The sequence below is a fragment of the Segatella asaccharophila genome, assembly GCF_054687055.1.
In genome coordinates this window covers 148,367-173,415 of record NZ_BAACAN010000003.1, presented here as the reverse complement: position 1 = coordinate 173,415, position 25,049 = coordinate 148,367, and the positions used below count along the sequence as shown (strand labels likewise).

The window sequence follows — 25,049 nt, the reverse complement described above, 5'->3', positions numbered from 1 at the left end:
AAGTCCAAACGACTCTTCTTAACTGTATTTTTTGGGGTACCGGAAAAGAATAGCCATCAAAGCGGCTATGCCTATAGCCATGGGGTAGTACAGGTAGGGCAGGATTTGCATCGGGTTCACATGAGCCAGCCCGGCGGCCAGCAGCATCTGTACCCCGTAAGGAAGGAGCCCTTGCACGCAACACGAGAAGGTATCCAGGATACTGGCTGCCTTACGATTGTCCACGCCGAATTTATCCCCGATCCGTTTTGAAATATCACCCACGGTCAGAATAGCTACCGTATTGTTGGCCGTGCAGATGTTGACCAGGGAAACCAGTGCCGCGATGGACAGTTCAGCCCCTCTCTTACCTTTGACGTGAGCGGTGAGCCGGTCAATGATATAATCGATGCCACCGTTCGCCCGGATGATCTCCAGCATGCCACCGGCCATCATTGCTATCATCACCAGTTCGCCCATGCCCAGGACTCCGTTGCCGATGGCACTGAACCAGCCGTAAATGGAGTAGTCCCCGTCTATCATTCCGATCACGCCACAGAGGATAAGGCCTAACGTCAGTACTGCCATAACATTCATCCTGGCAATGGCAGTGATTAATACGACGAGATAAGGAATTACCTTGATAAATTCCACCTTCGGTATGTATGCAGGGGATTGGATATGTATGCCGAGGAAGGTATATATGATCAGTACGATGACGGCCACAGGCATGACGATCAGACTGTTGACCCGGAATTTATCGCTCATGTTACACCCCTGTGTCTGTGTGGCGACTACTGTCGTGTCAGAGATGAAGGAAAGGTTATCTCCGAAATAGGCCCCTCCCACGATGATTGCCGTGATCATGGGCACGTTGGCACCCATGGAATGGGCTATGTCCGCGGCGATGGGGACGAGTGCTACCACTGTACCCACGCTGGTGCCGATGGAGATGGAAATGAAACAGGAGGCGAGGAAGAGACCTGGAAGGAGCATCTTCGCCGGCAGGTAATGGAGGGCTAAATTCACTGTAGCATCAATGGATCCCATTCCCTTGGCTGAAGAAGCAAAAGCTCCTGCAAGGACATAGATCCACAACATCAGCATGATATTACTGGAGCCTGCTCCCTTGCTGTAGGTGTCAATCCTGGCTTTCATCGGCATACCTCCGGTGATCATGATGGCATAGATACTTGATATCAGAAAAGCTACGGACATTGACAGGTTAGGCTCACGGTCACTTTTATCTACCGAATAACGGGTGAAAATGATGATGAGGATGATGAGAATGATCAGCGGTGAGAGGGCCAGTAATCCACGTTTTTTATTCACTGTTTCGTTTTTTTATTTTGAGGATAAGATTCATTTTATGAACAGAGCGACTGAGGAGAACAGAAGGGTCTGGGAATCGTTTCAGAGGGTTACTCCATTTTTGAAGATAGCGATCTCCTGGTAGCCATTGATCTCATTTTTACTCTGTTCACCGCCGGCGATGGCAAGTACCTTATTGATAAAAAGGGTCGTCAGCCTTTTCATGCCGGTATCTTCAAGAAGCACCCCTGCATTAAAGTCCAGCCAGTTAGGTTTGTTATGATAGAGAGTGCTGTTCGAAGCAACCTTTATGGTCGGTACGAAAGTTCCGAAAGGAGTTCCCCTGCCAGTGGTAAAGAGAACGATCTGGCAACCGGCTGCAGCCAGTGCCGTAGAAGCGACCAGGTCATTTCCCGGAGCAGACAGGAGGTTAAGGCCTGGAGCCTGCAAGCGTTCCCCATATCCGAGCACGCCACTGACCAGTGCTTTCCCACATTTCTGGGTACATCCCAAGGCCTTGTCCTCCAGGGTAGAGATCCCCCCGGCCTTGTTGCCAGGAGAGGGGTTTTCTCCTACGGGCTGGCCATGCGAGAGGTAATATTCTTTGAAACCGTTGATCATCTCTACGGTTTTGTGGAAGAGTCCTGCCGTTTTGCAACGGTTCATCAATATGGTTTCTGCGCCGAACATCTCGGGCACTTCCGTCAGGACGGTAGTGCCCCCCTGGGCAACGAGATAGTCGGAAAATTCTCCCAGGAGAGGATTGGCCGTTATACCGCTGAATCCATCAGATCCACCGCATTTCAGGCCTATCCGCAGTTTGCTTATAGGAACCTCCGTGCGCCGGTCCTGCTGTGCTTTATGGTAAAGTTGGCGGAGAATCTTCATGCCCTCTTCCAGTTCATCGCCTTTTACCTGCTGGGCAACCAGGAGTTTGATGCGTTCAGGATCATAATCTCCTAAACTTTTCATGAAAGGACCAGGCTGGTTATTTTCACATCCCAACGATAACACCAGTACCCCCCCCGCATTGGGATGCAGGCACAAGTCACGAAGGATCTTACGGGTGTTTTCGTGGTCATCCCCCAGTTGGGAACAGCCGTAGTTGTGGACCCAGGCATGCACGGCGTCAATCCCCTCGAGGTGTGTCTCTTCCTGCAGTTGCTGTGCGAGCCGTTGGGCAATACCGTTTACACATCCCACGGTAGGGACGATCCATATTTCATTACGAGTACCCACCTCGCCATTCCCGCGTACATACCCCTGGAAAGTACGATGATCCCGGGGAATATTCACGGTGTCCCGGACGGGGGTGTAGGTATAATCAAGGGTTCCAGACAGATTGGTCTGCAGATCCTGCTCATTGACCCATTGTCCCTGTGCCAGATCCGTTTTCGCATGGCCTATGGGATAGCCGTACTTGATGATGTTGGTACCTTTGCATACATTTGTAATCAGCACCTTGTGTCCTGCTGGAACATCCTGCAGCAAGGTGATGGAATGGCCGTCAATGCCGAGGGTTTCTCCCCTTTTAAAGGGGCGCAGACAGACCACGACATTGTCAGCAGGATTGATTTTAATAAAACTGGATGATTTCATTTTGTAGTTCGTTTTTGTAATTATAATTGTGTCCTTTTATAGAAGTCCACATTCTCTTTGGTCAGAAGTTCGATTGGCATATAGTTGACAGGCTGGACCTTCTTCTTGAGCACGGTGGCCCTGAAGAGAGCATCTACACAGTAGTACCCCTGCATGTAGGCATGCTGGGCTATGAGGAAGGAAATGCTTCCGAGCTTCAGGCATCTGGCATTTTTCCCCACCATGTCATATCCCATGATTTGTATATCCCGCCGGTTGGTGGCCAGCAAGAAATCCCCTACAATATGTGCTTTCGAACTTAAGGTGATGCAATGGTGAACAGAGGGATGGCTGTTGAAGAAGTCTTCCAGGATCTGGTAATATTCCTTCCGGTTGTCCCCCATAGGAAGCTGCAGCTCGGTAATCTTGATGTCCGGATAGTGATCGCGCATGTAATGCCGGAAGCCCACCTCGCGGTTGTCCTGCTGCTTGCTGATCACCTGTCCGTCTTTAGTCAGTTTCATCAGCATGATTTCAGATTCCCCCGAAGCGATCAGCATCAGCATCTTTGCAGCAAAGAAACCACTGCAGAAAGAATCCTGGCCGTAGAAAGCCAGAGGCTTGAGGTCCGGCATATAGGAATCAAGGAAGATGAAGGGTATGTTTTCCTTATGCAACTGGTCCGTGAAAAGACGCGTGACATCGAGTTTGGTGGGAACGATGATCACACCGTCCGGTTTCATCTTGAAGACCCCCTCGCATTCTGCAGTGAAGGAAGCATCGTCATAGCGGTTGTAGTGCACGATCTCCAGATTGATATGGAAATCCCGCCGCAGCTCCTCACATCTTTTCGCCCCCTCTTCTATTTCAGCCCAGTAGGCTTCATGTTCGTGCTGGGGGATCAGCAGGTAGAAGGCATACTCCTTGTTATAAGCCAGAGCACTGGCGTACATGTTTGGCTGGTAGTTCATTTCCTTTAAGGCTTGTTCAACTTTTGTCCTTGCCGGCTTGGACACGTTGGGGCGGTCATGCAGCACCCTGTCGACAGTTCCTACAGAAACTCCTGCTCTCTCGGCTATATCCTTGATTCTGATTTTTAAGGGCATACTCCTTGTAAATAAATGAATATTAATAGGCAAACCCACTTCCTCTCTATCATTGGAAGAGGATATGCTGTCAAACGGCTTGAACACCGTTACAAATGTACACATTTCATTTTAATTGTGCGAATGCACAACGGGAAAATTTGAATAAACGGTGCTTTTTCATCATCAGACGGTTAAAACAATAAAGGGGAAAGGTGCTTTCGAGGAGCGTATTCATGAAAAACAAGACAAGCAAGCTTTTGTATTTCTTGTTATTTATTATCAAATAGGAAGATTTTCCTGATTTTATTTCGAAATATGGGAATTATTCATTATTTTTGCCCTATGAGAACAAACATACTCAAGATCTAAGTAAACTATCAACAAAAACATTTAAAATGGCTAAAGTTGTTACATTAGGCGAGATCATGCTCCGCCTGTCGCCGGAAGCAAACGATCGTTTTATACAGACCGATTCTTTCCGCATCATTCCTGGTGGTGGTGAGGCAAATGTCGCAGTGAGTCTGGCTAATTATGGCCATGAGGCTTATTTCGTGACCAAACTTCCCAAACATGAAATCGGACAAATTGCTGTCAATGCATTACGCCGCTATGGCGTGCATACAGATTTTATCGTCCGCGGAGGAGACCGGGTAGGGTTATACTATGCCGAGACAGGCGCTTCCATGCGTCCTTCAAAGGTCATCTATGACCGTGCACACAGTGCTATTGCCGAGGCAGATGCTTCTGACTTCGATTTTGACAAGATCATGGAAGGGGCACAATGGTTCCATTGGACAGGCATTACGCCCGCTATCAGTGACAAAGCTGCCAAACTGACCCAGTTGGCTTGTGAGGCTGCCAAGCGCCATGGCGTGACCGTCTCCGTAGATCTGAATTTCCGCAAGAAATTATGGTCTTCAGAGAAAGCGATCGCCGTGATGCGTCCACTGATGAAATACGTGGATGTCTGTATTGGAAATGAAGAGGATGCCCAGTCCTGTCTGGGATTCAAACCGGATGCTGACATAGAGGCGGGAAAGACGGATGCAAAGGGCTATTACCACATCTTCAAGGGGATGATGAAGGAATTTGGCTTTAAATATGTCGTCTCCACGCTTCGGGAATCTCTCTCTGCCAGTCATAATGGATGGAAAGCGCTTATTTATGATGGCAAGGAATTTTATGAGAGCAAGCATTATGATATTATGCCGATCATTGACCGCGTAGGCGGAGGAGATTCTTTTGCCGGTGGACTGATCCACGGTCTGCTGACGAAGGCGGATCCGCGTGAGGCTCTGGAGTTTGCTGTTGCTGCTTCAGCCTTGAAGCATACCATTCCCGGCGATTTCAACCTCGTCAATGCGGAAGAGGTGGAAAGTCTGGCAGAAGGAAATGCCAGTGGGCGTGTTCAACGCTGATACCTGTGGCTGACAGTAACCGGCAGGGGGCTGTCATTTTATGAAAGGACAGTCTTTTCCTGTCAATCAATCAAGTAAGACAGAAAATTATGGCAAGATTCAATAAAATACAAGTGTTAAACGCAATGGGGAAGACGGGGATGGTACCCGTGTTCTTCAATAGTGACCTGGAGATTTGTAAACAGGTGATCAAAGCATGTTACGAGGGTGGCGTAAGGGTGTTTGAATTTACTAACCGTGGTGACTTCGCACATGAAATCTTCGGAGAATTGGTAAAATGGGCTGCCTCCGAGTGTCCGGAAATGATCCTGGGCGCCGGTACGGTAATAGATGCTCCTACAGCTGCACTTTATATGCAACTTGGAGCTAACTTCATCGTCGGACCTAATCTGAATCCGGCTATCGCTCCTGTTTGCAACCGTCGTCTGGTTCCTTATACACCGGGCTGCGGTTCTGTCTCTGAAGTGTCTGAAGCCCAGTCGTTAGGATGTGACGTGACAAAGGTCTTCCCGGCAAGGAATGTCGGCGGACCGTCATTCGTGAAGAACATCCTCGGTCCTCTTCGCTGGAGCCAGATCATGGTGACAGGGGCTGTCGCTCCAGACCGGGAAAACCTTACGGCATGGATCAAGGCGGGGGTCTTCTGTGTAGGAATGGGGTCCAAACTCTTTCCTAAAGAGGAGGTGTCAGCGGGTAACTGGAAAGCGGTTACGGAAAGATGCGTCCGTGCTTTAGAATATATCCGTCAGGCCCGCTCCTGATGGTAAGGATCATTCATAAAATTTATTTGTTTTCAGGGACAGGCAGCGTGTGACCCTGTCCCTGTTCTTTCACCTATTGAAGAACGTTCAAGAAATTATACGACTCGTAAGAACCTTTTTTTTCCTGTTATTGGTTCTTTTAGTTTCAGCATGTACACCTTCTCACCAGAAAGAGGTAGACGAGTTGAATGCGAAGGCTTATTCCTTTCATTATCGGAATATAGACTCTACGAGAGTACTTGCCGCAAGGGCCCTGGAACTTTCTTCTGACTATGATGCGGGAAAGGCCGAGGCACTTAATAATCTTGCCTTCGTCAGTCTGGTGAAGATGAATTACCGTCAGGCAAAAAGACTGCTTGATGAGGCGATCTCCGCCAGTGACAATCAGATAGAATTGCTCGTCGCTTATGTCCAGCAGATGCGCTTATGCCAGCGGCAGTCGCAGAACAAGAATTTCTATGACTGGCGGGAAAGGGCCGTAAACTGTCTTCACAGAATTGATGAAAGCAGTACGGACTTGCCAGAACGGGAACGGTTGAGGATCATTTATGCCCGTTCAGAATTCAATATCGTCAGCGCCACATACTACTATTATACCGGACAAAGGCGTCTGTTCACGAATGCTTTGGGACATATCCATGCAAATGAATGTGAGGAAGATACGGCGCAATATCTCAATTATCTTTATAATATCGGTGAGGGAGGAGTCATCACCCATGGAACACCGGAACAGATCGCCCAGACGGAATTTGATTATCTGGTGCGTTGCTTTTATTTTGCTAATGTCTTCCGTAGTCCTTACTGGGTGGCAAACTCCCTGGAGGCGATCAGTGAACACATGCAGTCGCCGAAAATCCGTGACTTCCTGATTCACAATAATTTGCCGGCAATAGAACTGCTGAATGTAGATAACATGCCTTATCAACTCCTGGCAGGGAATCTGGCACAACGCTCACTGAACCTTTTTATCCGCTATGGTGATGTGTATCAAATCGCCGGGGCTTATCGTACCCTGGGGCGTAATTACTGGGCAATAGGCGATTATCGTTCTGCCTTGATCTGTCTGAACCGGGCCTTACGCAACAGGAGAATAGAACAGGCACCAGATCTTGTAGCCTCAATCAGGGAACAGTTGAGCATGGCATATTCTGCCGTCAATGACAAACAGGCCAGCGATTATAACCGGAACATCTATCTCGATTTGCAGGAACAAACGCGGCAGGACCGTCTCATGGAAGCCAGGGCGGCAGAATTGAATGAGAATGCGGCCCAGTTGAATACGATGATCGTGGCCGTTATCTTAATGATCACCTTCTTCATCGTTCTTCTTTTTGTGTTTGACCGTTTGAGGAGGAAAAGCGATAAGGAAAATTCTATTGATGAATTGCTCCAGCCTCTACGGCAATGGAAGGTAAAGAATGACCAGTGCATGGATGGCTTGAATGACAGGTATGAAGAGATCCATGAGGATACATTGATCACGCAGGAACATATTCTGAAAAACAAACAGAAGTATCTTGAGCAGCGGGCTAAAGTCCAACTGGTCATCAGCATCACACCCTTTATTGACCAGATCATCAATGAACTGCACCGCCTCCAGGCGGGGACAGGCAGTCAGGAGACGCGGAAGTCTCGTTATCAGTATATCGGTGAACTCACGAATCAGATCAATCAGGACAATGCGGTCCTCACACATTGGATACAGCTCCGCCAGGGACAGTTGAGTTTGCATATCGAGAGTTTCCCTGTTGAATCCGTATTCGATATTGTGCGGAAGGGGAGTATGGCTTTCCAGATACGGGGTATCATTTTTACGGTAGAGAAAACAGAGGCCATAGTCAAGGCCGACCGGACGCTGACCCTGTTTATGATCAATACGATGGCAGACAACGCCCGGAGATTCGTCCAGAAGGGAGGAAGGGTGACCATATCTGCCCATGAAAGCGCTGACTATGTGGAAATTTGTGTCTCTGATACGGGCAAAGGGATGACTCCGGAACAGGTAGAACATATCTTTGACCATAAGGCAATCATCAGTGACGAGCAGCCGGTACCGAATGTAGAAAAGAAATACAGCCATGGATTCGGACTACTGAACTGTAAGGGGATTATTGAGAAATATAAGAAAACGAGCAGCCTGTTCCGCGTGTGCAGCATTTCTGCTCAGAGCGAACTGGGAAAGGGGTCCTGTTTCTCCTTCCGGTTACCCAAAGGGGCGGTACACCTGAGAATGCTGCTGCTGCCGCTGATCCTCTTTTTTACCCTCTGTACGGGAATCCTTCATGCTCATGAAAAGACGTTGCCTTCGAATCGTAAACTTGCGGCCCTTTCTGAAAAAGCCGTTACGCATAGTTCTCCTTATGGCTTGAAGGTCTTGTTCTCGCATAAAGCCTCCCAGTTTGCGGATAGCGTCTATTTCTCAAATATCTATGGGCATTATCACCGGGCTCTGGCTTTTGCGGACAGTACCCGCTACTATCTGAATGCCGTCTACCGCCAACTGGTCCCTCATGGGAAAATATTGATGAAGGCGATAGGGAGTGAGCAGACACCTCCGGAGATACAGTGGTTCCATGATAATCTGGATATGAATTATATCGTGATCCTCGATGTGAGGAATGAGAGTGCCATTGCTTGTCTGGCCTTGCATGACTGGGCTCGATACACTTATAACAATTCGGTGTATACCCAACTCTTCCGTGAGGTTTCTTCTGATCAGTCACTCGATGATTATGTCCAGACAATGCAGAAATCGGAAAATTCCAAGACCGTAGCAATCATCCTGTTACTGTTGCTGCTGCTTTCGATCTTCCCCGCTTATTATTTCCTGTATTACCGTCACCGGGTGTTCTATCGGTTCTGCATAGAAAGGATCAGAGGTATTAACCAGATCTTGTTGAGTGATCTGCCGGATCAGGAAAAACTCTCAGATATTGACCGGCTCTGGGATCAACGGATGAAGAGAGAAATACAATTCCATGCTTTTGGATTCCATTCCAGAGAGGTCATCGACCAATTGGATCAGGTGGTGGAGCAGATCTGCGCAGCCCTGCGGAAGAGTATGTCAATCTATCATGATCATCAGGTGAGCATAGAACTGGCTCAGGACGAACTTTCAAAGGCTCGTTACGAAGATGCCCGCTTACATGTCTCCAACGCAGTACTAGATAACTGTCTCAGCACGCTTAAGCATGAGACCATGTATTATCCGTCACGTATCAAGCAACTCATTGATGGCTCGGACCATCATCTCGAAGTGATCAGTGAACTTGCCGGTTATTATAAAGAACTTTATTCCCTTCTCTCGGCACAGGCGCTCAGGCAGATTACCGGTCAGATCAGACTGGACCCGGACCTCCTGAACTATCTTTTTGAAATCCTCCAAAAGAAAAGCGGGTTGAAGAAAATCATACCGGAAATCCATGACAAGGGGGAAGCCTATGTCCTTATTCATATCCCCTTGCCAAAAATGGATCTTACCGGAGTAGAATGCCGGCAACTTTTTACTCCATTGACAAAGGATCTTGATTTCCTCCTCTGCAAGCAGATCGTAAGAGAAGTGGGAGATCTGACTAATCTCAGAGGTTGTGGCATTGAGGCTGTACCCGGTCAGAACGTCGCCGGGATCATCATTGAAATGGTTTTACCTAAAAAAATATGGATAAATTTAAAGTGGTCATAGTAGAAGATGTGCCTCTCGAACTCAGAGGCACGGAAGGGATCTTTCATAATGACATCCCTGAAGCACAAATCATTGGCACTGCAGACAGTGAACCTGCCTATTGGAAGCTCCTCAAACAGCAGTTACCTGATCTGATCTTGCTTGATCTTGGATTAGGCGGCAGTACGACTGTTGGTGTTGAGATCTGCAGGCAGACGAAAGAGATGTACCCTCAGGTGAAGGTCCTTATCTTTACCGGGGAGATTCTCAATGAAAAATTATGGGTGGATGTGCTGGATGCCGGATGTGACGGGATCATTCTTAAAAGTGGCGAGTTGCTGACCAGGAGTGATGTGGCCTCTTGCATGTCAGGTAAGAAATTAGTATTCAACCAACCCATACTGGAAAAGATCGTCGACCGTTTTAAGAAGAGCGTCAATCAGAAAGTCATGCGTCAGGAGGCATTGGTAAATTATGAAATAGATGAATATGATGAGCGTTTCCTGAGACATCTGGCTCTGGGTTATACAAAGGAACAGATTACCAACCTCCGGGGGATGCCTTTCGGGGTAAAGAGTCTGGAGAAACGGCAGAATGAGTTGGTACAGAAACTCTTTCCCAACGGGAATGGGGGGATCAATGTGAATGCTACGCGCTTGGTGGTCCGTGCTCTGCAATTGAGAATTATAGACCTTGATGACTTGCATCCAGATGAAGAATGATCTGTTTCAAACGAAAGAACTGTCTAAGCGGTGGAAGAACAGAATAGGATGGCTGATCTTTATCCTGATGATGATCCAGGTGGTTGTCATCCTCTTGTCCTGGCTGCTCACGGCGGCCGACCCTGAAAGTTCTATTCGTTCCTTGTTAAGCAGCGAGGGGATCAGATGGTTTATAGGGAAGAACATAAAGAATTTAAGCCAGCCTCTTTTAGTGTGGTTATTACTGCTGGGCATTGCATGGGGTGCCATAAAGAGCAGTGGCCTTTATTCCTTTTTCGCTTCCCGTCAGGTTTTTCATTTGAATAGGACGGAATACAGGAAGCGGATCGCCTTTAGGTTCGTCCTTTTTGAGTTTTCTGTCGTCTTGATCGTCATGGCACTCCTTACAGTCATTCCTCATGCTGTCCTGTTGAACATCACGGGCCATCTTTATCCCGGTCCTTTTTTTTCCGGACTTATCCCGGTAATCAGTTTGACGCTGATTGGTATGGGAATCACCTATGGGTGTATCAGTGGGCGCTTTCAGAATTTTGCGGATATTTTTGATTGTATCACAGTGGGAATCTGTAAGGCGTCACCTTTAATTGTTATCTATATAGTCGTAGTCCAACTCTATTATTCTTTCCTTTTTGTGTTTTAAAAAGGATGGACCTTGAACCTGCGCTTGCATTCCCCCTTTTTCATGGTTAAAGTGCCAATTCCGCTGGCCGGTGTAATCCTCTTTGGCCTTCAGAATAGTCCTGATCTTATGGGATGAAATCAAAACGTACTCATCTCTATTCTCTGGAACGACGGGGACAGGCAAGAGACTAAAAAAGGTGTACTGCCCTTAAGCAATACACCTTTTAATATTTACCAGAAAGTTTGAGACTTGTTTCGACAGGTCAGAAACTTATTTGTCATTCTCCATTTGCTCTTTAAGTTTGGCAAGAGCATCAATATCACCCAAGGTAGTACCTGCTGCCACGTTATTGATTTGTGCAGCTTCAGGTTTCTTGGTGCTGTGCTTGTGAGCGGCTGGTTTGTAATCATCTTTGACATCCTCGAATGTACGGGAGTGAGAAAGGATGATACGCTTGGTCTCTTTCACAAAATCAAGAACCATGAAATCAAGTTCATCACCAACCTTGGCCTTACTTCCATCCTGCTTTACAAGATGTTTCGGAGTAGCGAAACCTTCACCACCTTCATTCAGAGTGATTACGGCACCCTTGTCCATTAGTTGTGTGATCTTGCCTTTATGGATTGATCCTGGAGTATAAATAGTCTCATAGGTATCCCAAGGATTGGGTTCAAGTTGCTTGTGTCCAAGGCTCAACCGGCGATTCTCTTTATCAATATCCAGCACGACTACGTCGATGTCTGCGCCAACAGTAGTGAACTCAGATGGATGTTTGATTTTCTTCGTCCAGGAAAGATCACTGATATGGATCAAGCCGTCAACACCCTCTTCAAGTTCGACGAAAATACCAAAATTAGTAAAGTTACGAACTTTAGCGGTATGCTTGCTGCCTACAGGATATTTCACTTCAATCGTTTCCCATGGATCCTCAGTGAGCTGCTTGATGCCCAAGCTCATCTTCCGTTCCTGCCGGTCGAGAGTCAGGATGACAGCTTCAACCTCATCGCCCACTTTCAGGAATTCCTGAGCGGAACGCAGGTGCTGGCTCCATGACATCTCACTGACATGGATCAGTCCCTCAACACCGGGAGCAATTTCGACGAAAGCACCATAATCGGCCATTACAACCACCTTGCCATGAACATGATCACCGACTTTCAGGTTAGGATCAAGGGCATCCCAAGGATGTGGAGTAAGTTGTTTCAGACCCAGTGCGATACGCTTTTTCTCTTCATCGAAGTCAAGGATAACCACCTTGATCTTCTGGTCGAGGCTGACGATTTCGTGTGGATCACTGACACGACCCCAAGAGAGGTCTGTAATATGAATCAGTCCGTCAACACCACCGAGGTCAACGAAAGCACCGTAAGAAGTGATATTCTTGACAGTACCCTCCAGGATCTGTCCCTTCTCCAGATGTGAGATGATCTCTTTGCGTTGGGCCTCCAGTTCTGCTTCGATCAAAGCCTTGTGGGAAACCACTACATTACGGTATTCCTGGTTGATCTTCAGAACTTTAAATTCCATAGTCTTGCCTACGAAAACGTCGTAGTCACGTATAGGATGAACGTCAATCTGGCTACCGGGCAGGAAAGCTTCAATGCCATAGATGTCAACGATCATGCCACCTTTGGTACGGCTCTCGATATAACCCTGGATGACTTCTTCTTTCTCATAAGCCTCATTGATCTTTTCCCAGCTTTTTGCCAGGCGGGCTTTTTTGTGAGAAAGGACAAGTTGGCCTTTTTTGTCCTCTTGGTTTTCAACGTAAACCTCTACTTTGTCACCTACCTTCAGATCCGGGTTATAACGAAATTCTGAAGCAGGGATAATGCCATCACTTTTGTAGCCGATGTTTACGACAACTTCCTTTTTGTCCATGGCGATAACAGTACCCTCTACTACCTGATGCTCCTGGATCTTGTTCAGTGTGTCGTTGTAAGCCTTCTCGAGGTCTTGTTTGTTGGCTTTCGCACTCGAACCATTTTCAAATTCGTCCCAATCGAAGTCTGCCAATGGTTGTACGTTCTTTAAATCTGACATAAAAAAATTAAAAAATTAATAATGAATAAAGTAAGACTTTATGTTTACATGTGAACACTCTTCGTCCACATCGGCTGCAAAGGTACATAAAAAAGGCAAGATGAGTTCTGATTCATAGACACTTATCTTGCCTTTTAAACATCTTTAACTATCTCTTTCCGGAAATTCTGATTCTTGCAAAAAGTTGCTTTTCAGCATCCGTGAGTGATTGATATATGATCAGTAAGCACGTGCAACAATGACCCTTTGGGTGGCAGGTTTTCCACTGATCATGTCTTTACCCGGAGTGGGAGGGAAGGCGAACGGAATACAACGGATGGTTGCCTGTGTATCCTCTTTGAGTTGGGCTTCTGTCTCAGCAGTGCCGTCCCAATGGCAGAGGAAGAAGCCACCATCCTTTATCCGTTCCTTGAATTCATCATAGTTGTCACATTCATAGATGTGGGCATCCCGGAATTTCAGAGCCTTATCGAAGATGTTTTTCTGAATGTCCTCAAGCAGCGTCTGTACGCGGTTCACGATGCCCTCAAAAGGAACACTTTCCTTTTCGAGAGTGTCACGGCGCATGATTTCAATCGTACCGTTTTTCAAGTCCCTGTTCCCCATTACCAGTCGGACAGGCACTCCCTTGAGTTCATAATCAGCAAATTTGAATCCCGGACGTTTATTGTCAGCATCGTCATATTTGACGCTGATCCCTGATTCTTCAAGTTGTTCGATCACAGGTTGCAATTTTGCAGTAATGGGGGCCAGTTGGTCAGCATTGTTTGCGATAGGGACAATGACAACTTGTATCGGAGCCAGTTTGGGAGGAAGGACCAGACCATTATCATCGGAGTGAACCATAATTAGTCCCCCTATGAGTCGGGTGGATACTCCCCATGAAGTAGCCCAGACGTATTGCGGTTTATTCTCCTTATCCAGGAAGGTGACATCGAAACTTTTTGCGAAGTTCTGTCCCAGGAAATGACTTGTCCCACTTTGCAGTGCTTTTCCATCCTGCATCATCGCTTCAATCGTATAGGTGTTTTCGGCGCCTCCGAAACGCTCTGCAGGACTTTTTACCCCCTGGAGTACAGGCATGGCCATCCATTGTTCGGCAAAGTCAGCATAGACATGCAGCATCCGCTGAGCCTCTTGTTCAGCCTCTTTTGCCGTAGCATGAGCCGTGTGTCCCTCCTGCCAGAGGAATTCAGAAGTTCTCAGGAAAGGACGTGTCCGCATTTCCCAGCGCATGACATTGCACCATTGGTTACACATGACAGGCAGGTCACGATAAGAATGGATCCAATTCTTATAGGTATGCCAGATGATTGTCTCTGAAGTCGGACGGATGATCAGCGGTTCGTCAAGTTGGGCATCCGGGTCAACGATAACACCCTTTCCGTCTTCGCTGGCTTTCAGCCGGTAGTGGGTGACGACCGCACTTTCCTTTGCAAAACCCTTGACATGTTCTGCTTCACGCGAAAAGTAACTCATCGGGATCAATAGTGGGAAATAAGCATTTTGGGCGCCCGTTTTCTTAAACATCTTATCAAGTTGTTGCTGTATCTTTTCCCAGATAGCATAACCGTAAGGTTTGATGATCATACAGCCCCTGACCGGAGCTTGCTCTGCCAGCCCCGCCTTGGCTACCAGGTCATTGTACCATTGGCTGTAATTGTCAGCTCTTTTCGTAAGTTCTTTCAGTTCTTTTCCCATAATTATATGTGTTCTTTTGTTTTCAGAGGATAATCAGACCGAAGGCACCAGAGGGGATACTTCCTGTGTACAGGCGTTTCCTTCTATGAATGATTCCTGGAAATCTTTAATTTTGGGCAAAAGTACAAAAAAAAGTTGATTCTTATAGGGGAATGCAGAAAAAAGAGTATCTTTGCAATATGGAATCAAGTAAATCAAGAACAAATTAAGATATAAGGTTATGAAGAATATGAAATTAGCTGTTGCGGGAGCAACTCTTTTAGTGATGGTCAGTTGCAGTACGAACCGGGGGAATGGTGCGCTTATCGGTACAGGCGCCGGCGCCGGTGTAGGAGCTCTTATCGGGGCCATTGCCGGTCATGGAAAAGGAGCGGCGATAGGTGCAGCCTTAGGCGGTGCCATCGGTGCCGGAACAGGAGCGCTGATCGGTAATCACATGGATAAGGTGAAAGCAGCGGTCAGCCAGCAAGTATCAAATGCCAAAGTGGATGAAGTGACGGATGCCAATGGCCTAAAGGCTGTTAAAGTAACTTTTGACAGTGGCTTGCAGTTTGACATTAACAAAGCGACACTAAAGTCTGATGCTCAGAATGATCTGGCCAACTTTGCCAACGTATTGAAGAAGGATCCGACTCTTTCCGTAGACATACAAGGATATACAGATGCTACAGGTGGAGACCGGATTAATTTACCGTTGAGTGATTCCCGTGCGAAAGCTGTATCCAACTATCTTGTCAGCAGAGGGGTTCCTTCCAGCCAGTTCAAGAATGTGGCAGGCTATGGCAGCCAGAATCCGATTGTCAATAAGACCGTTGCCCCACAAAATCGTCGTGTAGAAGTTTATCTATATGCAAGTAAGGAAATGGTGGATGAAGCAAATAATGGTTCTCTGAAATGATAGTGTCAAAGATACGAAAAGTATTCAGATGGATGGTGGTGCTGTTTTTCAGTTCCACCATTCTTGTTGTAATAGCCTATCGCTTCTTACCCGTTTATATCACCCCTCTGATGGTCATACGCTGTTTCCAACAAGTCAACAGAGGAGAATCTGTCACCCTTCATCATCACTGGGTATCCCTTGATAAAATTTCCCCGCACATGCCTGTAGCGGTCATGGCCAGTGAGGACCAGCGGTTCTTGAAGCATCATGGCTTTGATTTTGGTGCCATCAAGAACGCAGCTTTGCACGATATGGATGGTGGGAGAGTACATGGCGGCAGCACGATCAGCCAGCAGACCGCAAAGAATGTGTTCCTGTGGCCGGGACGTTCCTGGATCCGTAAAGGATTCGAGACCTATTTTACTTTTCTCATAGAACTGTTGTGGGGAAAGCATCGTATTATGGAAGTTTATCTGAACAGCATTGAGATGGGGGATGGAATATACGGGGCTGATGCCGTAGCAGAATACCATTTTAATAAAAAGGCAGTTAATCTGTTCCGTGACGAATGTGCATTGATTGCAGCCACATTGCCTAATCCCATCAAGTTCAACAGCGCTCATCCGAGTGAATACGTGAAGAAAAGGCAGTTTCAGATTGAGCATGAGATGCGTTTTATCCCTGCTTTTCCACGCGAAGGAGAGGATGTGAACCCCCGATCTATGGTGGGCAGGTATACTCCCAGGTGATATGAATGCTGAGAAAACAGTAAGTACGAACTGAAAAATGATGAAAGAGAACTTATCAGGAGATCTTAATCCTTCACAGAGTGCCGCGGTAAGATACATTGACGGCCCCTCCCTTGTGATCGCCGGAGCCGGTTCGGGAAAGACCCGCGTATTAACATATAAAATAGCTTATCTTCTCCACCAGGGCTATCGGCCCTGGTCTATACTGGCTTTGACGTTCACCAACAAAGCAGCCAAGGAGATGAAAGAGCGCATCGGCCGGATCGTGGGCCGGAAGGAGGCAGACCAGTTGTGCATGGGCACTTTCCATTCCATCTTTTCACGTATTCTCCGTATTGAGGCTCGTGCCATAGGTTATACTTCCGCCTATACGATCTATGATGAAGCGGATTCCCGGTCATTGATCAAGGCTATCGTCAAGGAAAAGGGTCTTGATGACAAGATCTATAAACCGGCTGTCGTCCACCATCATATATCCATGGCCAAGAACCGTCTCCTTTTGCCGGAAGCCTATGCCCGGGACAGGGAAGCTATGGCAGAAGCCCAGCGTTCTCATATCCCTGCGCTTTCCGACATCTATACTTCCTATTGTGTGCGGTGCCGGAAGGCAAATGCCATGGATTTTGATGATCTTCTGGTGCTTACCTATATGCTTTTCCGTGATCATGATGAGATCAGGAGAAAATATGAGTCGAGATTTGATTTTGTCCTGGTGGATGAATATCAGGATACAAATTATGCCCAACTGTGCATCCTGTTGCAGTTGACACGTGACAAGCAGCATGTATGCGTCGTGGGCGATGATTCTCAGAGTATCTATAGTTTCCGCGGTGCAAACATTGATAATATCCTGAATTTCAATCAGCATTTCCATGACGCCCGACTTTTTAAACTGGAACAAAACTATCGTTCCACACAGCATATTGTCCAGGCAGCCAACAGTCTGATCAAGCATAATGAGAAACAGATTCCCAAGGAAGTGTACAGCAAGAATGCCGCTGGGGAGAAAGTGATGCTGAGACCAGCATACAGTGACAAGGAAGAGGCGTTGATCGTCTGTCACGAAATTAAAAGGATCCGTGAAAAAGAAACTCTTGAGTGGGGTGATTTTGCCATCCTCTACCGCACCAATTCCCAAAGCCGTAGTTTTGAGGAGGAGATGCGGAGGGAGGAGATACCTTATCATATCGTAGGAGGGCTAAGTTTTTACCAGCGTAAGGAAATCAAGGACATCATTGCTTATTTCCGTATGGTTGTCAATCCTGATGATGAGGAAGCCTTCAAACGGATAATCAATTATCCGTCACGTGGAATAGGAGCAACGACTGTAGGCAAGATCTCCACGGTGGCACGTGAACATGCGGTAAGTTTCTGGAGTGTCATCAATGATCCTGTCCGATTCGGACTTACTGTCAACAAGGGAACACTGAACAAATTGGATGATTTCCGGAACTTTATTTCAAAATATATACAAAAGAGTCCTACCCATGATGCTTATGTTCTTGGATCAGAGTTGATCCAGGAGAGTGGTATCAGTGCAGAGATTTTCTCGGGAGCTGATCCTGAAGCCGTAGCCCGACAGGAAAATCTGGAGGAGTTTGTTGGTGGAATGAAGGATTTCGTAGATGACCGGAAAGAAGAAGAGCAGGATACCAGGACAGGACTGTCCGATTATCTTCAGGAGGTATCCTTGCTTACCGACCTGGACAGTGAAGACAAGGATGGAGGCAGCCGGGTGAACCTGATGACGATACACAGTGCCAAAGGACTGGAGTTTCCGACTGTTTTTGTAGTAGGACTTGAAGAAAATATTTTTCCCAGTCCACTGTCTGCCTGTTCTCCCCGTGAACTTGAGGAAGAGCGTCGCCTGCTTTATGTTGCCATCACCCGTGCTGAAAAGCATTGTATTTTGACCTATGCCCGCAACCGCTGGCGTTATGGGAATATGACCATTGACGGTCCCAGCCGTTTCATTCAAGATATTGACCCTGATCTGCTCGACGTTGAAACAGAGGCAGCAGAAAGTGGCCATCCGTCATTTTCTCATAGTGGGTCGGACTGGAAAGGATATGAGCCCAATCGTCCCTATACAGGTTATCATGACTGGGGGAATGGTGGATCAGGATATGGCTCAAAGATGCAGAACAGCCATCCTGTAGCCTCCCAGTTCAGGGCTGATCCAAAGCCCAGGGTAACTGCCCCTCTCCATGCGGAGAACGCAGTAGACCCTCTATCGGCGTCATTCAAGAGACACTTGGTGGAAAGCGGGGGAAATCTCCGTCGTGTGTCCAAGGCGATGGTCAATGGGGGCAGGACAAAAGAAGAATCCTCTGTGTATGAAGTTTCTGAAGGGGACATGATCGAACATCAGCGTTTTGGCGTCGGCAAGGTAATAAAAGTGGAAGGGAAAGGAGAGAATACGAAGGCTACGGTCGAATTTAAAAATTCCGGCACCAAACAACTCCTGCTGAAGTTTGCTAAATTCAAGATTATAGAATAGTTCCCCTGTTCGACTTCAGAACGGAATAAGGCCGGAGTGTGTTAAAGTCTTTTTGGGAACCCAACCTACGAAATTGTAAGTTAAATTTGTTTTGAGACATCATAAAAAGCCATATCTCACCTTCCTGTAAAGGTGGAATATGGCTTGAAACTACAGATCATTTTCATTCTCTTTCTCAATGTGATGCGGCCTTTTATGAGGCAGATGCTTTTTCTTGCGGAGCCAGATCATCTTACGCTCTTCATAATCACGGCGCTGCCGTTCCAGGAAATTGTCAGCCATAACACACCTATTTATTGAACCGGCTGTAAATGACGGTCATCTTAACCGGGTGATTTGGTCCTCCCACCAGTTTGGTACTCGAAAGAGACATATCATTTACGACTCGTGTAATATAGGTTACGTTATTGCGCGTAGCCGTAGAGATGGTCACAGGAACAATGATCGCCTTATTATAATCAGAGCTCAAGTTCCGCTTCTTATACATATCCGTAATCAACCCGGAAATATTATTGAAAGTATAAGTATTAGAAGAAGAGTCGAACGAAGCAGAAAAACTGTTCTTATAGTTGATGAGTTCATCCTTTTCGAAGAAACTTTGCAGACTGTCCTCAGGAATGATCAGAAGACTTTGTGGGATCCCCAGTTTGAAATTGCTGTCCGTAGTATTATTGATACGTGTGAGGACTAATTTTGCACTATTGATGGAATCATTTTCATGCTTGGTCATGATCTCATTTATAGGTAAGGTGATTTCTGTGAAAATTCCGGCCGGGGTCTTCAGATAGCTGCATGAATTGTCTGCGACAAGACGGTCCAGTGTACCTTCATCATTTGTGATTTTATTGGTTTGCAATACTTCGTCCGTGCCATAGAGATAAGCTCCGGTAGTCACATATTCAAGTGAGTCTTTCGTTGTAGTCACATCACTGCCATTGACCGTTGAGGTATGAGACACAGAGACGATCGTGTCTGTCAGCTGTTCCATATAAACCTGGCTGATTTCTACCTTTGCCATAGCCCCCAAACCATTCTCATATTTGATATAGAATCCGGGGAAGACATTATTCAGGAAGGTTTTAGAGGTCTTGAAATATTCGGGATGCGCGTAATAAGTACGCATGATATAAGCTCCGAAATCCGGATAGGTTACTCCATCATGGACATATTTCTTACCGTCCAGGGAGATGGTAATTCCCTTCATGCCATCGTTGGCAGTCCTGGAAGAGTCACTGAGAGTCCTGTCTTCTACGGTATAAGTTTTTTCTAAAGTCAAGCCATCCTTTTTGACATATCCTTCAGCCTCCGGATCAAAATCAGAATAATAGTTGACCCCTTCCGGGACAGGTTTGCTCAATTCCTCTACCTTTAATTTCATCGGTGCCAGAGAATCACCGTAATAGTCCTCAAAGAAAAGGTTCAGGTAAGTATGTAAAGGTTTTACTCCGCCGTCAGAAGCGATCGTCCGGATAGAATCTTTCTGTATAAACCCCGGGTTAGGGAGGGCATAGAACTGAGCCATGTAGTCTCCCGTAACGTATGCACCTGTTTCCGGGTCTTTGACTTTGCCGACATAGCCACTGCTGTTCCGGGCCAGGACCCTTCCGGCTTTAACCGATTGGGTGTAAGTTTGAAAACTAGAATCGGTTACAAAGAGTGCATCTGAATTGTTAATCAACGATGACCCGATATAATCGGTTGTATTAGTACATGCTGTAAAGGTAACGGCAGTCAAGGCTGCCAGAATAAAGATTTTCAGTTTCATTTTTATTTTATTTATCGGAACTGATCTGATTCAAAAAGTTGATGTAAGCTTGTGTATCTTCTTCTTCACTGGGATGTTGAAGCAAGGGTTTGTCTTTTTCAGCAGCTTCTTTCAGTAGATCCTGATTGACATGGCTGCCTGCCTCTATAATACCATCACTGTAGTCGATTGCTAATTTGCCAAGTTCAAGAAAATCGAATTTCTTTTTATAGGAATCCAGCAGCTCAGCCTTTGCTCCCTTATATTCAATACAGCGCTTGAAATTCTCACCTAAATTGGATTTCAACTGATTTTCAAAGAGGAGACTGACGACCCTCGTGTTTGCAAATGAAGGCTCATCATGATATGCCTTTTTGATATAGAAAGGAACGACAGCTCCTATCCATCCCTGGCAGATGACAATATCAGGAGACCATCTTAGTTTTTTGACGGTTTCAAGTACCCCACGTGCAAAGAAGATAGCTCTTTCACCATTATCGGGATATTCCACGCCTGTTTCGTCTGCTTCCATCTGGCGTTTGCTGAAATAATCATCATTGTCTATAAAATAAACTTGTATTCTGGATACCGGTATAGATGCAACTTTTATAATGAGAGGATGGTCCGTATCATTGATAATCAAATTCATTCCTGACAAACGGATAACCTCATGTAACTGTCCCCGGCGCTCATTGATTGTACCCCATTTGGGCATAAATGTACGAATTTCAAAGCCATTTTCCTGCATTTTCCGAGGCAAGTCTCTTCCCATAATGGACATTTCACTTTCTGGTACATAAGGAGCAATCTCCTGGTTAATGAACAGTATTTTCTTAGCCATATAAGTTGAGTTTTAACAATGCAAAGATACAAATAAAAGTCGAGAATTCATTATAAAACAATTGAAATCAAGGAAAAGAAACAGATTATTCGCAATTTTTTAGGATAATTCTTTCTTATTTAAGAAAAAAAGTTTTATTTTGCAGTCTGATAGAATTAAAGTTTTTGGTTATGAAAATATTCAAAAAAATTGTTGACCTTCAAAATGAGCTTTTTTTAGTTCGTAAAGAAGGTAAAACGGTCGGTCTTGTACCGACGATGGGTGCACTTCACGAAGGTCATGCCTCTCTTATTCGCCGCAGCGTGAAAGAGAATGATGTAACAGTAGTAAGTATATTTCTCAATCCTACCCAGTTTAATGATAAGGGTGACCTGGAGCGTTATCCACGTAATCCGGAGTCTGACCAGAAAGTGGTGGAGGATTGTAAGGCTGATTATTGTTTTGCCCCTTCTGTAGAGGAAATCTATCCAACGCCTGATCCCCGCCATTTTGAATTTCCACCGGTTACTACCGTGATGGAAGGGGCTCATCGCCCCGGGCACTTTAACGGGGTTTGCCAGGTGGTCAGTCGTCTTTTCTATATCGTCCGTCCGGACAGGGCTTATTTTGGCGAGAAGGATTGGCAGCAGATTGCGGTTGTCAAACGCCTTGTAAAATATATAGGTATGAAAATCCAGATCGTGGTCTGCCCTGTAGTCAGGGAGAAAGACGGTCTGGCCATGAGCAGCAGGAATGCTTTACTTACAGCTGACGAACGCAAAATTGCTCCAAAGATTTATGAACTTCTGAAAGCCAGTATTGATTTTGGGAAAGAGCATACGGTCAAGGAGACTCATGACAAGGTCGTGGAAGATATTAATGCCGTAGAAGGCCTGACCGTGGAGTATTTTTCCATCGTGAACGGTGATACCTTGCAGGATGTGGACTCCTGGGATGCTTGTCCCAATATTTCGGGATGTATTGCCGTCAACTGCGGAAGCAAACCGATCCGCCTCATTGATCATATTTCGTATAAGGAAAATAAATAATCGGACTCCATCTATTCTTTCATCTCTATGGAAATTGAAGTTTTAAAAAGTAAGATACACTGTGTCAAAGTGACTGAAGCCAACCTGAATTATATGGGAAGCATAACCATCGATGAAGATCTCATGGATGCCGCGAACATGATAGCAGGAGAAAAAGTGCAGGTCGTTGATAATAACAATGGTGAACGGTTCGAGACCTATATCATAAAAGGAGAGAGGGGGAGTGGGTGTATATGCCTCAACGGTGCGGCCGCCAGGAAGGTTCAAGTCCATGATACTGTGATTATCATGAGTTTTGCCTTTATGGATTTCGAAGAAGCCAGGGCATTCAAGCCGACGGTTGTTTTTCCAAAGGAGGGGAATCTCCTCTGAGAGGTTATGATCTTCGAGATATAAGACGATCAGATATTTTATAAATAGGAGAGGGAACCCGCACATATAGGTTCCCTCTCCATTTTTTATGCCGGGGATAATAAAAAGGTCAGGACGAAAGTTTCCTGTTGGCAGTCTTTATTCTATATCTTCAAAACTGACGCCGTTGAATTCCTGTAAGATAGCGATAACATTTGACGGATAAGTGCTTCTCTTGATCTTCAGTTCCATCGTAACGAGATAGCGGGGCCCCTTTTCAGTATGATTTTCATGAATCTGACAAGAACTCAATTGCAGTCCTGCCGACTCGATCTTTTTTAATATTCTTCCGGCACTAGCCTTATCCGGTGCTTCAAAGGTTACAGCCAGGTTCCGGAACCCAAAGCGGTTGATTATAAAATTTAAAGTTTCCAGGCAGATAAGTACAAGAAGTGTTGTAGCAATGGCCAATGTATACATACCTGAACCACAGGTAAGACCGATGGCACTGGTTACCCATAGGCCGGCGGCAGTGGTAAGGCCCTTGATCACATGTTTTTGAAAAATGATGGTACCTGCACCGATAAAGCCTATACCGGTGACAACTTGTGAAGCTATTCGTGAAGGATCGTAGGAAAGATGAGGAAAATGCCCTGCCAGGTCATTAAACCCATATTGTGAGAGGATCATGAACAAGGCGCTGCCTAAGGCAACCAGGAAATGTGTTCGCACTCCTGCATCTTTGGCCCTGCATTCTCGTTCGAAACCAATACTGCCCCCCAGTAAAGCTGCCACTGCCAGCCGGAAAATAAAATCTGTAGTTGTCATCATCGTCTTATCTGCCTCAAAATGCTTGATTTATGACTCAAACGGAAGCCTTTCATGTCCTTTGAAGATGATCTGTTATATATTGAAAGAAAGGCCGCTTTGGAAAAAGGAAAGAAGAGTATCCGATCATTGGAGATTTTCACGGGGTGGGTAGTGATGGATTCGAACCACCGAAGGCATAGCCAGCAGATTTACAGTCTGCCCCATTTGGCCACTCTGGTAACTACCCTGATTGTGGGCGTTGACGGATTCGAACCGCCGACCCTCTGCTTGTAAGGCAGATGCTCTAAACCAACTGAGCTAAACGCCCTGATTTGCGAGTGCAAAGGTAGGACTTGTTTGCGGAAATTCCAAACCAGTCTTGTGTTTTTTAGTTTTTTTAAGAATTCCAAAGCTTATGCTTACTGGTTTTCCTGCTTTTTGACTAAATTTGCAGCGGAATAATAGAATCCCACATAAATGAAGAAATCACTTAGGCAAGCATTAGTCAGATATGCAAATTACTATGAGTCAGAAGATTTCCTGGAAGGAGATCCTTCCTGGTTTATGCATCAGGTCACGGGATCAAGAAATCAGGAGGTTATGGCTTTTATAGCTTCATCTCTCAGTTATGGTTCCCGGAAACAATTCATGCCAAAGATCAGGTATATAATGGTTGCCTCTCACTATCAACCTTACGACTGGCTGTGCAGTGGTGACTATGCTGATGACATTCCGGATAATTCCTTATGTTATTACCGTCTGTATACGAACCATACAATGTATTCTTTTCTGGGGGCCTTGAAGAGACTCTATGAGGAATATGGGAGCTTGTATGATTTCGTAGGGCAAAGGGTGAAAAACGGTTGCCCCTCAGAGAGTGGACTAGTGGCTTTAAAGAGCATCAGCGACTATTTCAACCGTCAGGGGATCTCCGGAATTGTACCTCATTATGGTTCTACATGCAAGAGACTTTGCATGTTTCTCAGATGGATGTGCAGGGACCATTCGCCGGTGGATCTTGGATTGTGGTCAGAAAGGATTGACAAGCGTTCCCTTTTTATTCCTCTGGACACGCATGTCTTGCAGGTATCCCGAGATATTGGCCTGATCCATCATAAGACCGCAAACTGGTCAACCGTTGTTCTCTTGACCAAAGCATTAAAACAAGTGTTTCCTGATGATCCGATGAAGGGAGATTTCGCCCTCTTCGGCTATGGCATTCATGATGACAAAACCGGCAGAGGAATGATTACAGGATAGCA

The 25,049-nt window shown here is 46.1% G+C and carries 20 protein-coding genes and 2 tRNA genes; 11 read left to right on the top strand and 11 right to left on the bottom strand.

From position 1 onward, the window contains the following. Positions 1–18 precede the first annotated feature (18 nt). The 3 genes from ACYRYG_RS03115 to ACYRYG_RS03105 all read right to left on the bottom strand — a co-directional run bounded on the left by ACYRYG_RS03115 (position 19) and on the right by ACYRYG_RS03105 (position 3,974). Positions 19–1,311, bottom strand: a complete 1,293-nt coding sequence (locus ACYRYG_RS03115; RefSeq protein ID WP_293419763.1) for a Na+/H+ antiporter NhaC family protein — start codon at positions 1,309–1,311, stop codon at positions 19–21. An 81-nt stretch (positions 1,312–1,392) separates the two neighbouring features. Beyond that, positions 1,393–2,889, bottom strand: a complete 1,497-nt coding sequence (locus ACYRYG_RS03110) for a UxaA family hydrolase (RefSeq protein ID WP_293429041.1) — start codon at positions 2,887–2,889, stop codon at positions 1,393–1,395. 20 nt (positions 2,890–2,909) lie between these two features. Next, entirely contained in the window at positions 2,910–3,974 is a 1,065-nt protein-coding gene (locus tag ACYRYG_RS03105; protein WP_293419778.1) for a LacI family DNA-binding transcriptional regulator, read from the bottom strand. Between the two features lie 377 nt (positions 3,975–4,351). Between ACYRYG_RS03105 and ACYRYG_RS03100 the strand changes: the two genes are divergently transcribed. The 5 genes from ACYRYG_RS03100 (at position 4,352) to ACYRYG_RS03080 (ending at position 11,158) form a co-directional block, all read left to right on the top strand. Next, positions 4,352–5,374, top strand: coding sequence for a PfkB family carbohydrate kinase (locus tag ACYRYG_RS03100; protein WP_293419769.1), 1,023 nt, complete (start codon positions 4,352–4,354; stop codon positions 5,372–5,374). 89 nt (positions 5,375–5,463) lie between these two features. After that, entirely contained in the window at positions 5,464–6,135 is a 672-nt protein-coding gene (locus ACYRYG_RS03095; RefSeq protein ID WP_460197583.1) for a bifunctional 4-hydroxy-2-oxoglutarate aldolase/2-dehydro-3-deoxy-phosphogluconate aldolase, read from the top strand. A gap of 130 nt (positions 6,136–6,265) precedes the next feature. Further along, positions 6,266–9,817, top strand: coding sequence for a DUF5112 domain-containing protein (locus ACYRYG_RS03090; RefSeq protein ID WP_293425669.1), 3,552 nt, complete (start codon positions 6,266–6,268; stop codon positions 9,815–9,817). Then, positions 9,793–10,518, top strand: a complete 726-nt coding sequence (locus ACYRYG_RS03085; RefSeq protein WP_293417264.1) for a DUF5932 domain-containing protein — start codon at positions 9,793–9,795, stop codon at positions 10,516–10,518. Before ACYRYG_RS03090 ends, ACYRYG_RS03085 begins: the two co-directional genes overlap by 25 nt. Next, positions 10,508–11,158, top strand: coding sequence for an AbgT family transporter (locus ACYRYG_RS03080; protein ID WP_293422901.1), 651 nt, complete (start codon positions 10,508–10,510; stop codon positions 11,156–11,158). Before ACYRYG_RS03085 ends, ACYRYG_RS03080 begins: the two co-directional genes overlap by 11 nt. Before the next feature lie 252 nt (positions 11,159–11,410). Here the strand turns inward: ACYRYG_RS03080 and rpsA are convergent, their stop codons facing one another. Together rpsA and proS are read right to left on the bottom strand one after the other, a co-directional pair. Next, entirely contained in the window at positions 11,411–13,183 is a 1,773-nt protein-coding gene (gene rpsA, locus ACYRYG_RS03075; RefSeq protein ID WP_293417258.1) for a 30S ribosomal protein S1, read from the bottom strand. A 219-nt stretch (positions 13,184–13,402) separates the two neighbouring features. Next, positions 13,403–14,884 (bottom strand): proline--tRNA ligase, encoded by a 1,482-nt coding sequence (gene proS / locus ACYRYG_RS03070; RefSeq protein ID WP_460197581.1) that lies wholly within the window; start codon positions 14,882–14,884, stop codon positions 13,403–13,405. A gap of 220 nt (positions 14,885–15,104) precedes the next feature. On the opposite strand from proS, the gene ACYRYG_RS03065 reads away from it, so the two are divergent. From ACYRYG_RS03065 to ACYRYG_RS03055, 3 genes are read left to right on the top strand one after another with little or no spacing between them, the layout of a single operon-like run. Then, a complete protein-coding gene (locus tag ACYRYG_RS03065; RefSeq protein WP_293417252.1) occupies positions 15,105–15,782 on the top strand; it encodes a YiaD family glycine zipper/OmpA-like lipoprotein in 678 nt (225 codons plus the stop codon). Further along, entirely contained in the window at positions 15,779–16,513 is a 735-nt protein-coding gene (gene mtgA, locus ACYRYG_RS03060; RefSeq protein ID WP_460197580.1) for a monofunctional biosynthetic peptidoglycan transglycosylase, read from the top strand. The genes ACYRYG_RS03065 and mtgA overlap by 4 nt, the downstream gene beginning before the upstream one ends. A 40-nt stretch (positions 16,514–16,553) precedes the next feature. Further along, on the top strand, positions 16,554–19,013 hold the full coding sequence (locus ACYRYG_RS03055) for an ATP-dependent helicase (protein WP_460197578.1): 2,460 nt from the start codon (positions 16,554–16,556) through the stop codon (positions 19,011–19,013). A gap of 150 nt (positions 19,014–19,163) precedes the next feature. Here the strand turns inward: ACYRYG_RS03055 and ACYRYG_RS03050 are convergent, their stop codons facing one another. From ACYRYG_RS03050 to ACYRYG_RS03040, 3 genes are read right to left on the bottom strand one after another with little or no spacing between them, the layout of a single operon-like run. Further along, positions 19,164–19,295 carry a dehydrogenase gene (locus tag ACYRYG_RS03050; RefSeq protein ID WP_293417246.1) on the bottom strand — a complete coding sequence of 44 codons (132 nt, stop codon included), beginning with the start codon at positions 19,293–19,295 and terminating at the stop codon, positions 19,164–19,166. A 7-nt stretch (positions 19,296–19,302) separates the two neighbouring features. Further along, complete coding sequence (locus ACYRYG_RS03045; protein ID WP_293417243.1) at positions 19,303–20,778, bottom strand: DUF4270 domain-containing protein; 1,476 nt, start codon at positions 20,776–20,778, stop codon at positions 19,303–19,305. Positions 20,779–20,785: 7 nt separating this feature from the next. Next, positions 20,786–21,598 (bottom strand): glycogen/starch synthase, encoded by an 813-nt coding sequence (locus tag ACYRYG_RS03040; protein ID WP_293417240.1) that lies wholly within the window; start codon positions 21,596–21,598, stop codon positions 20,786–20,788. A 170-nt stretch (positions 21,599–21,768) separates the two neighbouring features. Here ACYRYG_RS03040 and panC point away from each other — a divergent pair, with 170 nt between their 5' ends. Together panC and panD are read left to right on the top strand one after the other, a co-directional pair. Continuing rightward, entirely contained in the window at positions 21,769–22,626 is an 858-nt protein-coding gene (gene panC / locus ACYRYG_RS03035; protein ID WP_293417237.1) for a pantoate--beta-alanine ligase, read from the top strand. A gap of 27 nt (positions 22,627–22,653) precedes the next feature. Next, positions 22,654–22,998 carry an aspartate 1-decarboxylase gene (gene panD, locus ACYRYG_RS03030; RefSeq protein WP_293417234.1) on the top strand — a complete coding sequence of 115 codons (345 nt, stop codon included), beginning with the start codon at positions 22,654–22,656 and terminating at the stop codon, positions 22,996–22,998. Positions 22,999–23,136: 138 nt separating this feature from the next. On the opposite strand, the gene ACYRYG_RS03025 is transcribed toward panD, so the two are convergent. From ACYRYG_RS03025 to ACYRYG_RS03015, 3 genes are all read right to left on the bottom strand, one after another. Beyond that, entirely contained in the window at positions 23,137–23,805 is a 669-nt protein-coding gene (locus ACYRYG_RS03025) for an MgtC/SapB family protein (RefSeq protein WP_293431932.1), read from the bottom strand. A gap of 147 nt (positions 23,806–23,952) precedes the next feature. Further along, a tRNA-Tyr gene (locus tag ACYRYG_RS03020) sits at positions 23,953–24,034 on the bottom strand. 6 nt (positions 24,035–24,040) lie between these two features. Then, positions 24,041–24,115, bottom strand: a tRNA-Val gene (locus tag ACYRYG_RS03015). Between the two features lie 149 nt (positions 24,116–24,264). On the opposite strand from ACYRYG_RS03015, the gene ACYRYG_RS03010 reads away from it, so the two are divergent. Continuing rightward, entirely contained in the window at positions 24,265–25,047 is a 783-nt protein-coding gene (locus tag ACYRYG_RS03010; protein ID WP_293417231.1) for a TIGR02757 family protein, read from the top strand. Positions 25,048–25,049: the final 2 nt, after the last annotated feature.

What these genes read in the sequence shown, in the direction of transcription:
- panD (WP_293417234.1), top strand. Translation starts at nt 22,654, where the DNA reads ATGGAAATTGAAGTTTTAAAAAGTAAGATACACTGTGTCAAAGTGACT.
- rpsA (WP_293417258.1), bottom strand. Translation starts at nt 13,183, where the DNA reads ATGTCAGATTTAAAGAACGTACAACCATTGGCAGACTTCGATTGGGAC.
- proS (WP_460197581.1), bottom strand. Translation starts at nt 14,884, where the DNA reads ATGGGAAAAGAACTGAAAGAACTTACGAAAAGAGCTGACAATTACAGC.
- ACYRYG_RS03025 (WP_293431932.1), bottom strand. Translation starts at nt 23,805, where the DNA reads ATGACAACTACAGATTTTATTTTCCGGCTGGCAGTGGCAGCTTTACTG.
- panC (WP_293417237.1), top strand. Translation starts at nt 21,769, where the DNA reads ATGAAAATATTCAAAAAAATTGTTGACCTTCAAAATGAGCTTTTTTTA.
- ACYRYG_RS03100 (WP_293419769.1), top strand. Translation starts at nt 4,352, where the DNA reads ATGGCTAAAGTTGTTACATTAGGCGAGATCATGCTCCGCCTGTCGCCG.
- ACYRYG_RS03080 (WP_293422901.1), top strand. Translation starts at nt 10,508, where the DNA reads ATGAAGAATGATCTGTTTCAAACGAAAGAACTGTCTAAGCGGTGGAAG.
- ACYRYG_RS03110 (WP_293429041.1), bottom strand. Translation starts at nt 2,889, where the DNA reads ATGAAATCATCCAGTTTTATTAAAATCAATCCTGCTGACAATGTCGTG.
- ACYRYG_RS03105 (WP_293419778.1), bottom strand. Translation starts at nt 3,974, where the DNA reads ATGCCCTTAAAAATCAGAATCAAGGATATAGCCGAGAGAGCAGGAGTT.
- ACYRYG_RS03010 (WP_293417231.1), top strand. Translation starts at nt 24,265, where the DNA reads ATGAAGAAATCACTTAGGCAAGCATTAGTCAGATATGCAAATTACTAT.
- ACYRYG_RS03045 (WP_293417243.1), bottom strand. Translation starts at nt 20,778, where the DNA reads ATGAAACTGAAAATCTTTATTCTGGCAGCCTTGACTGCCGTTACCTTT.
- mtgA (WP_460197580.1), top strand. Translation starts at nt 15,779, where the DNA reads ATGATAGTGTCAAAGATACGAAAAGTATTCAGATGGATGGTGGTGCTG.
- ACYRYG_RS03055 (WP_460197578.1), top strand. Translation starts at nt 16,554, where the DNA reads ATGAAAGAGAACTTATCAGGAGATCTTAATCCTTCACAGAGTGCCGCG.
- ACYRYG_RS03050 (WP_293417246.1), bottom strand. Translation starts at nt 19,295, where the DNA reads ATGGCTGACAATTTCCTGGAACGGCAGCGCCGTGATTATGAAGAGCGT.
- ACYRYG_RS03085 (WP_293417264.1), top strand. Translation starts at nt 9,793, where the DNA reads ATGGATAAATTTAAAGTGGTCATAGTAGAAGATGTGCCTCTCGAACTC.
- ACYRYG_RS03065 (WP_293417252.1), top strand. Translation starts at nt 15,105, where the DNA reads ATGAAGAATATGAAATTAGCTGTTGCGGGAGCAACTCTTTTAGTGATG.
- ACYRYG_RS03040 (WP_293417240.1), bottom strand. Translation starts at nt 21,598, where the DNA reads ATGGCTAAGAAAATACTGTTCATTAACCAGGAGATTGCTCCTTATGTA.
- ACYRYG_RS03095 (WP_460197583.1), top strand. Translation starts at nt 5,464, where the DNA reads ATGGCAAGATTCAATAAAATACAAGTGTTAAACGCAATGGGGAAGACG.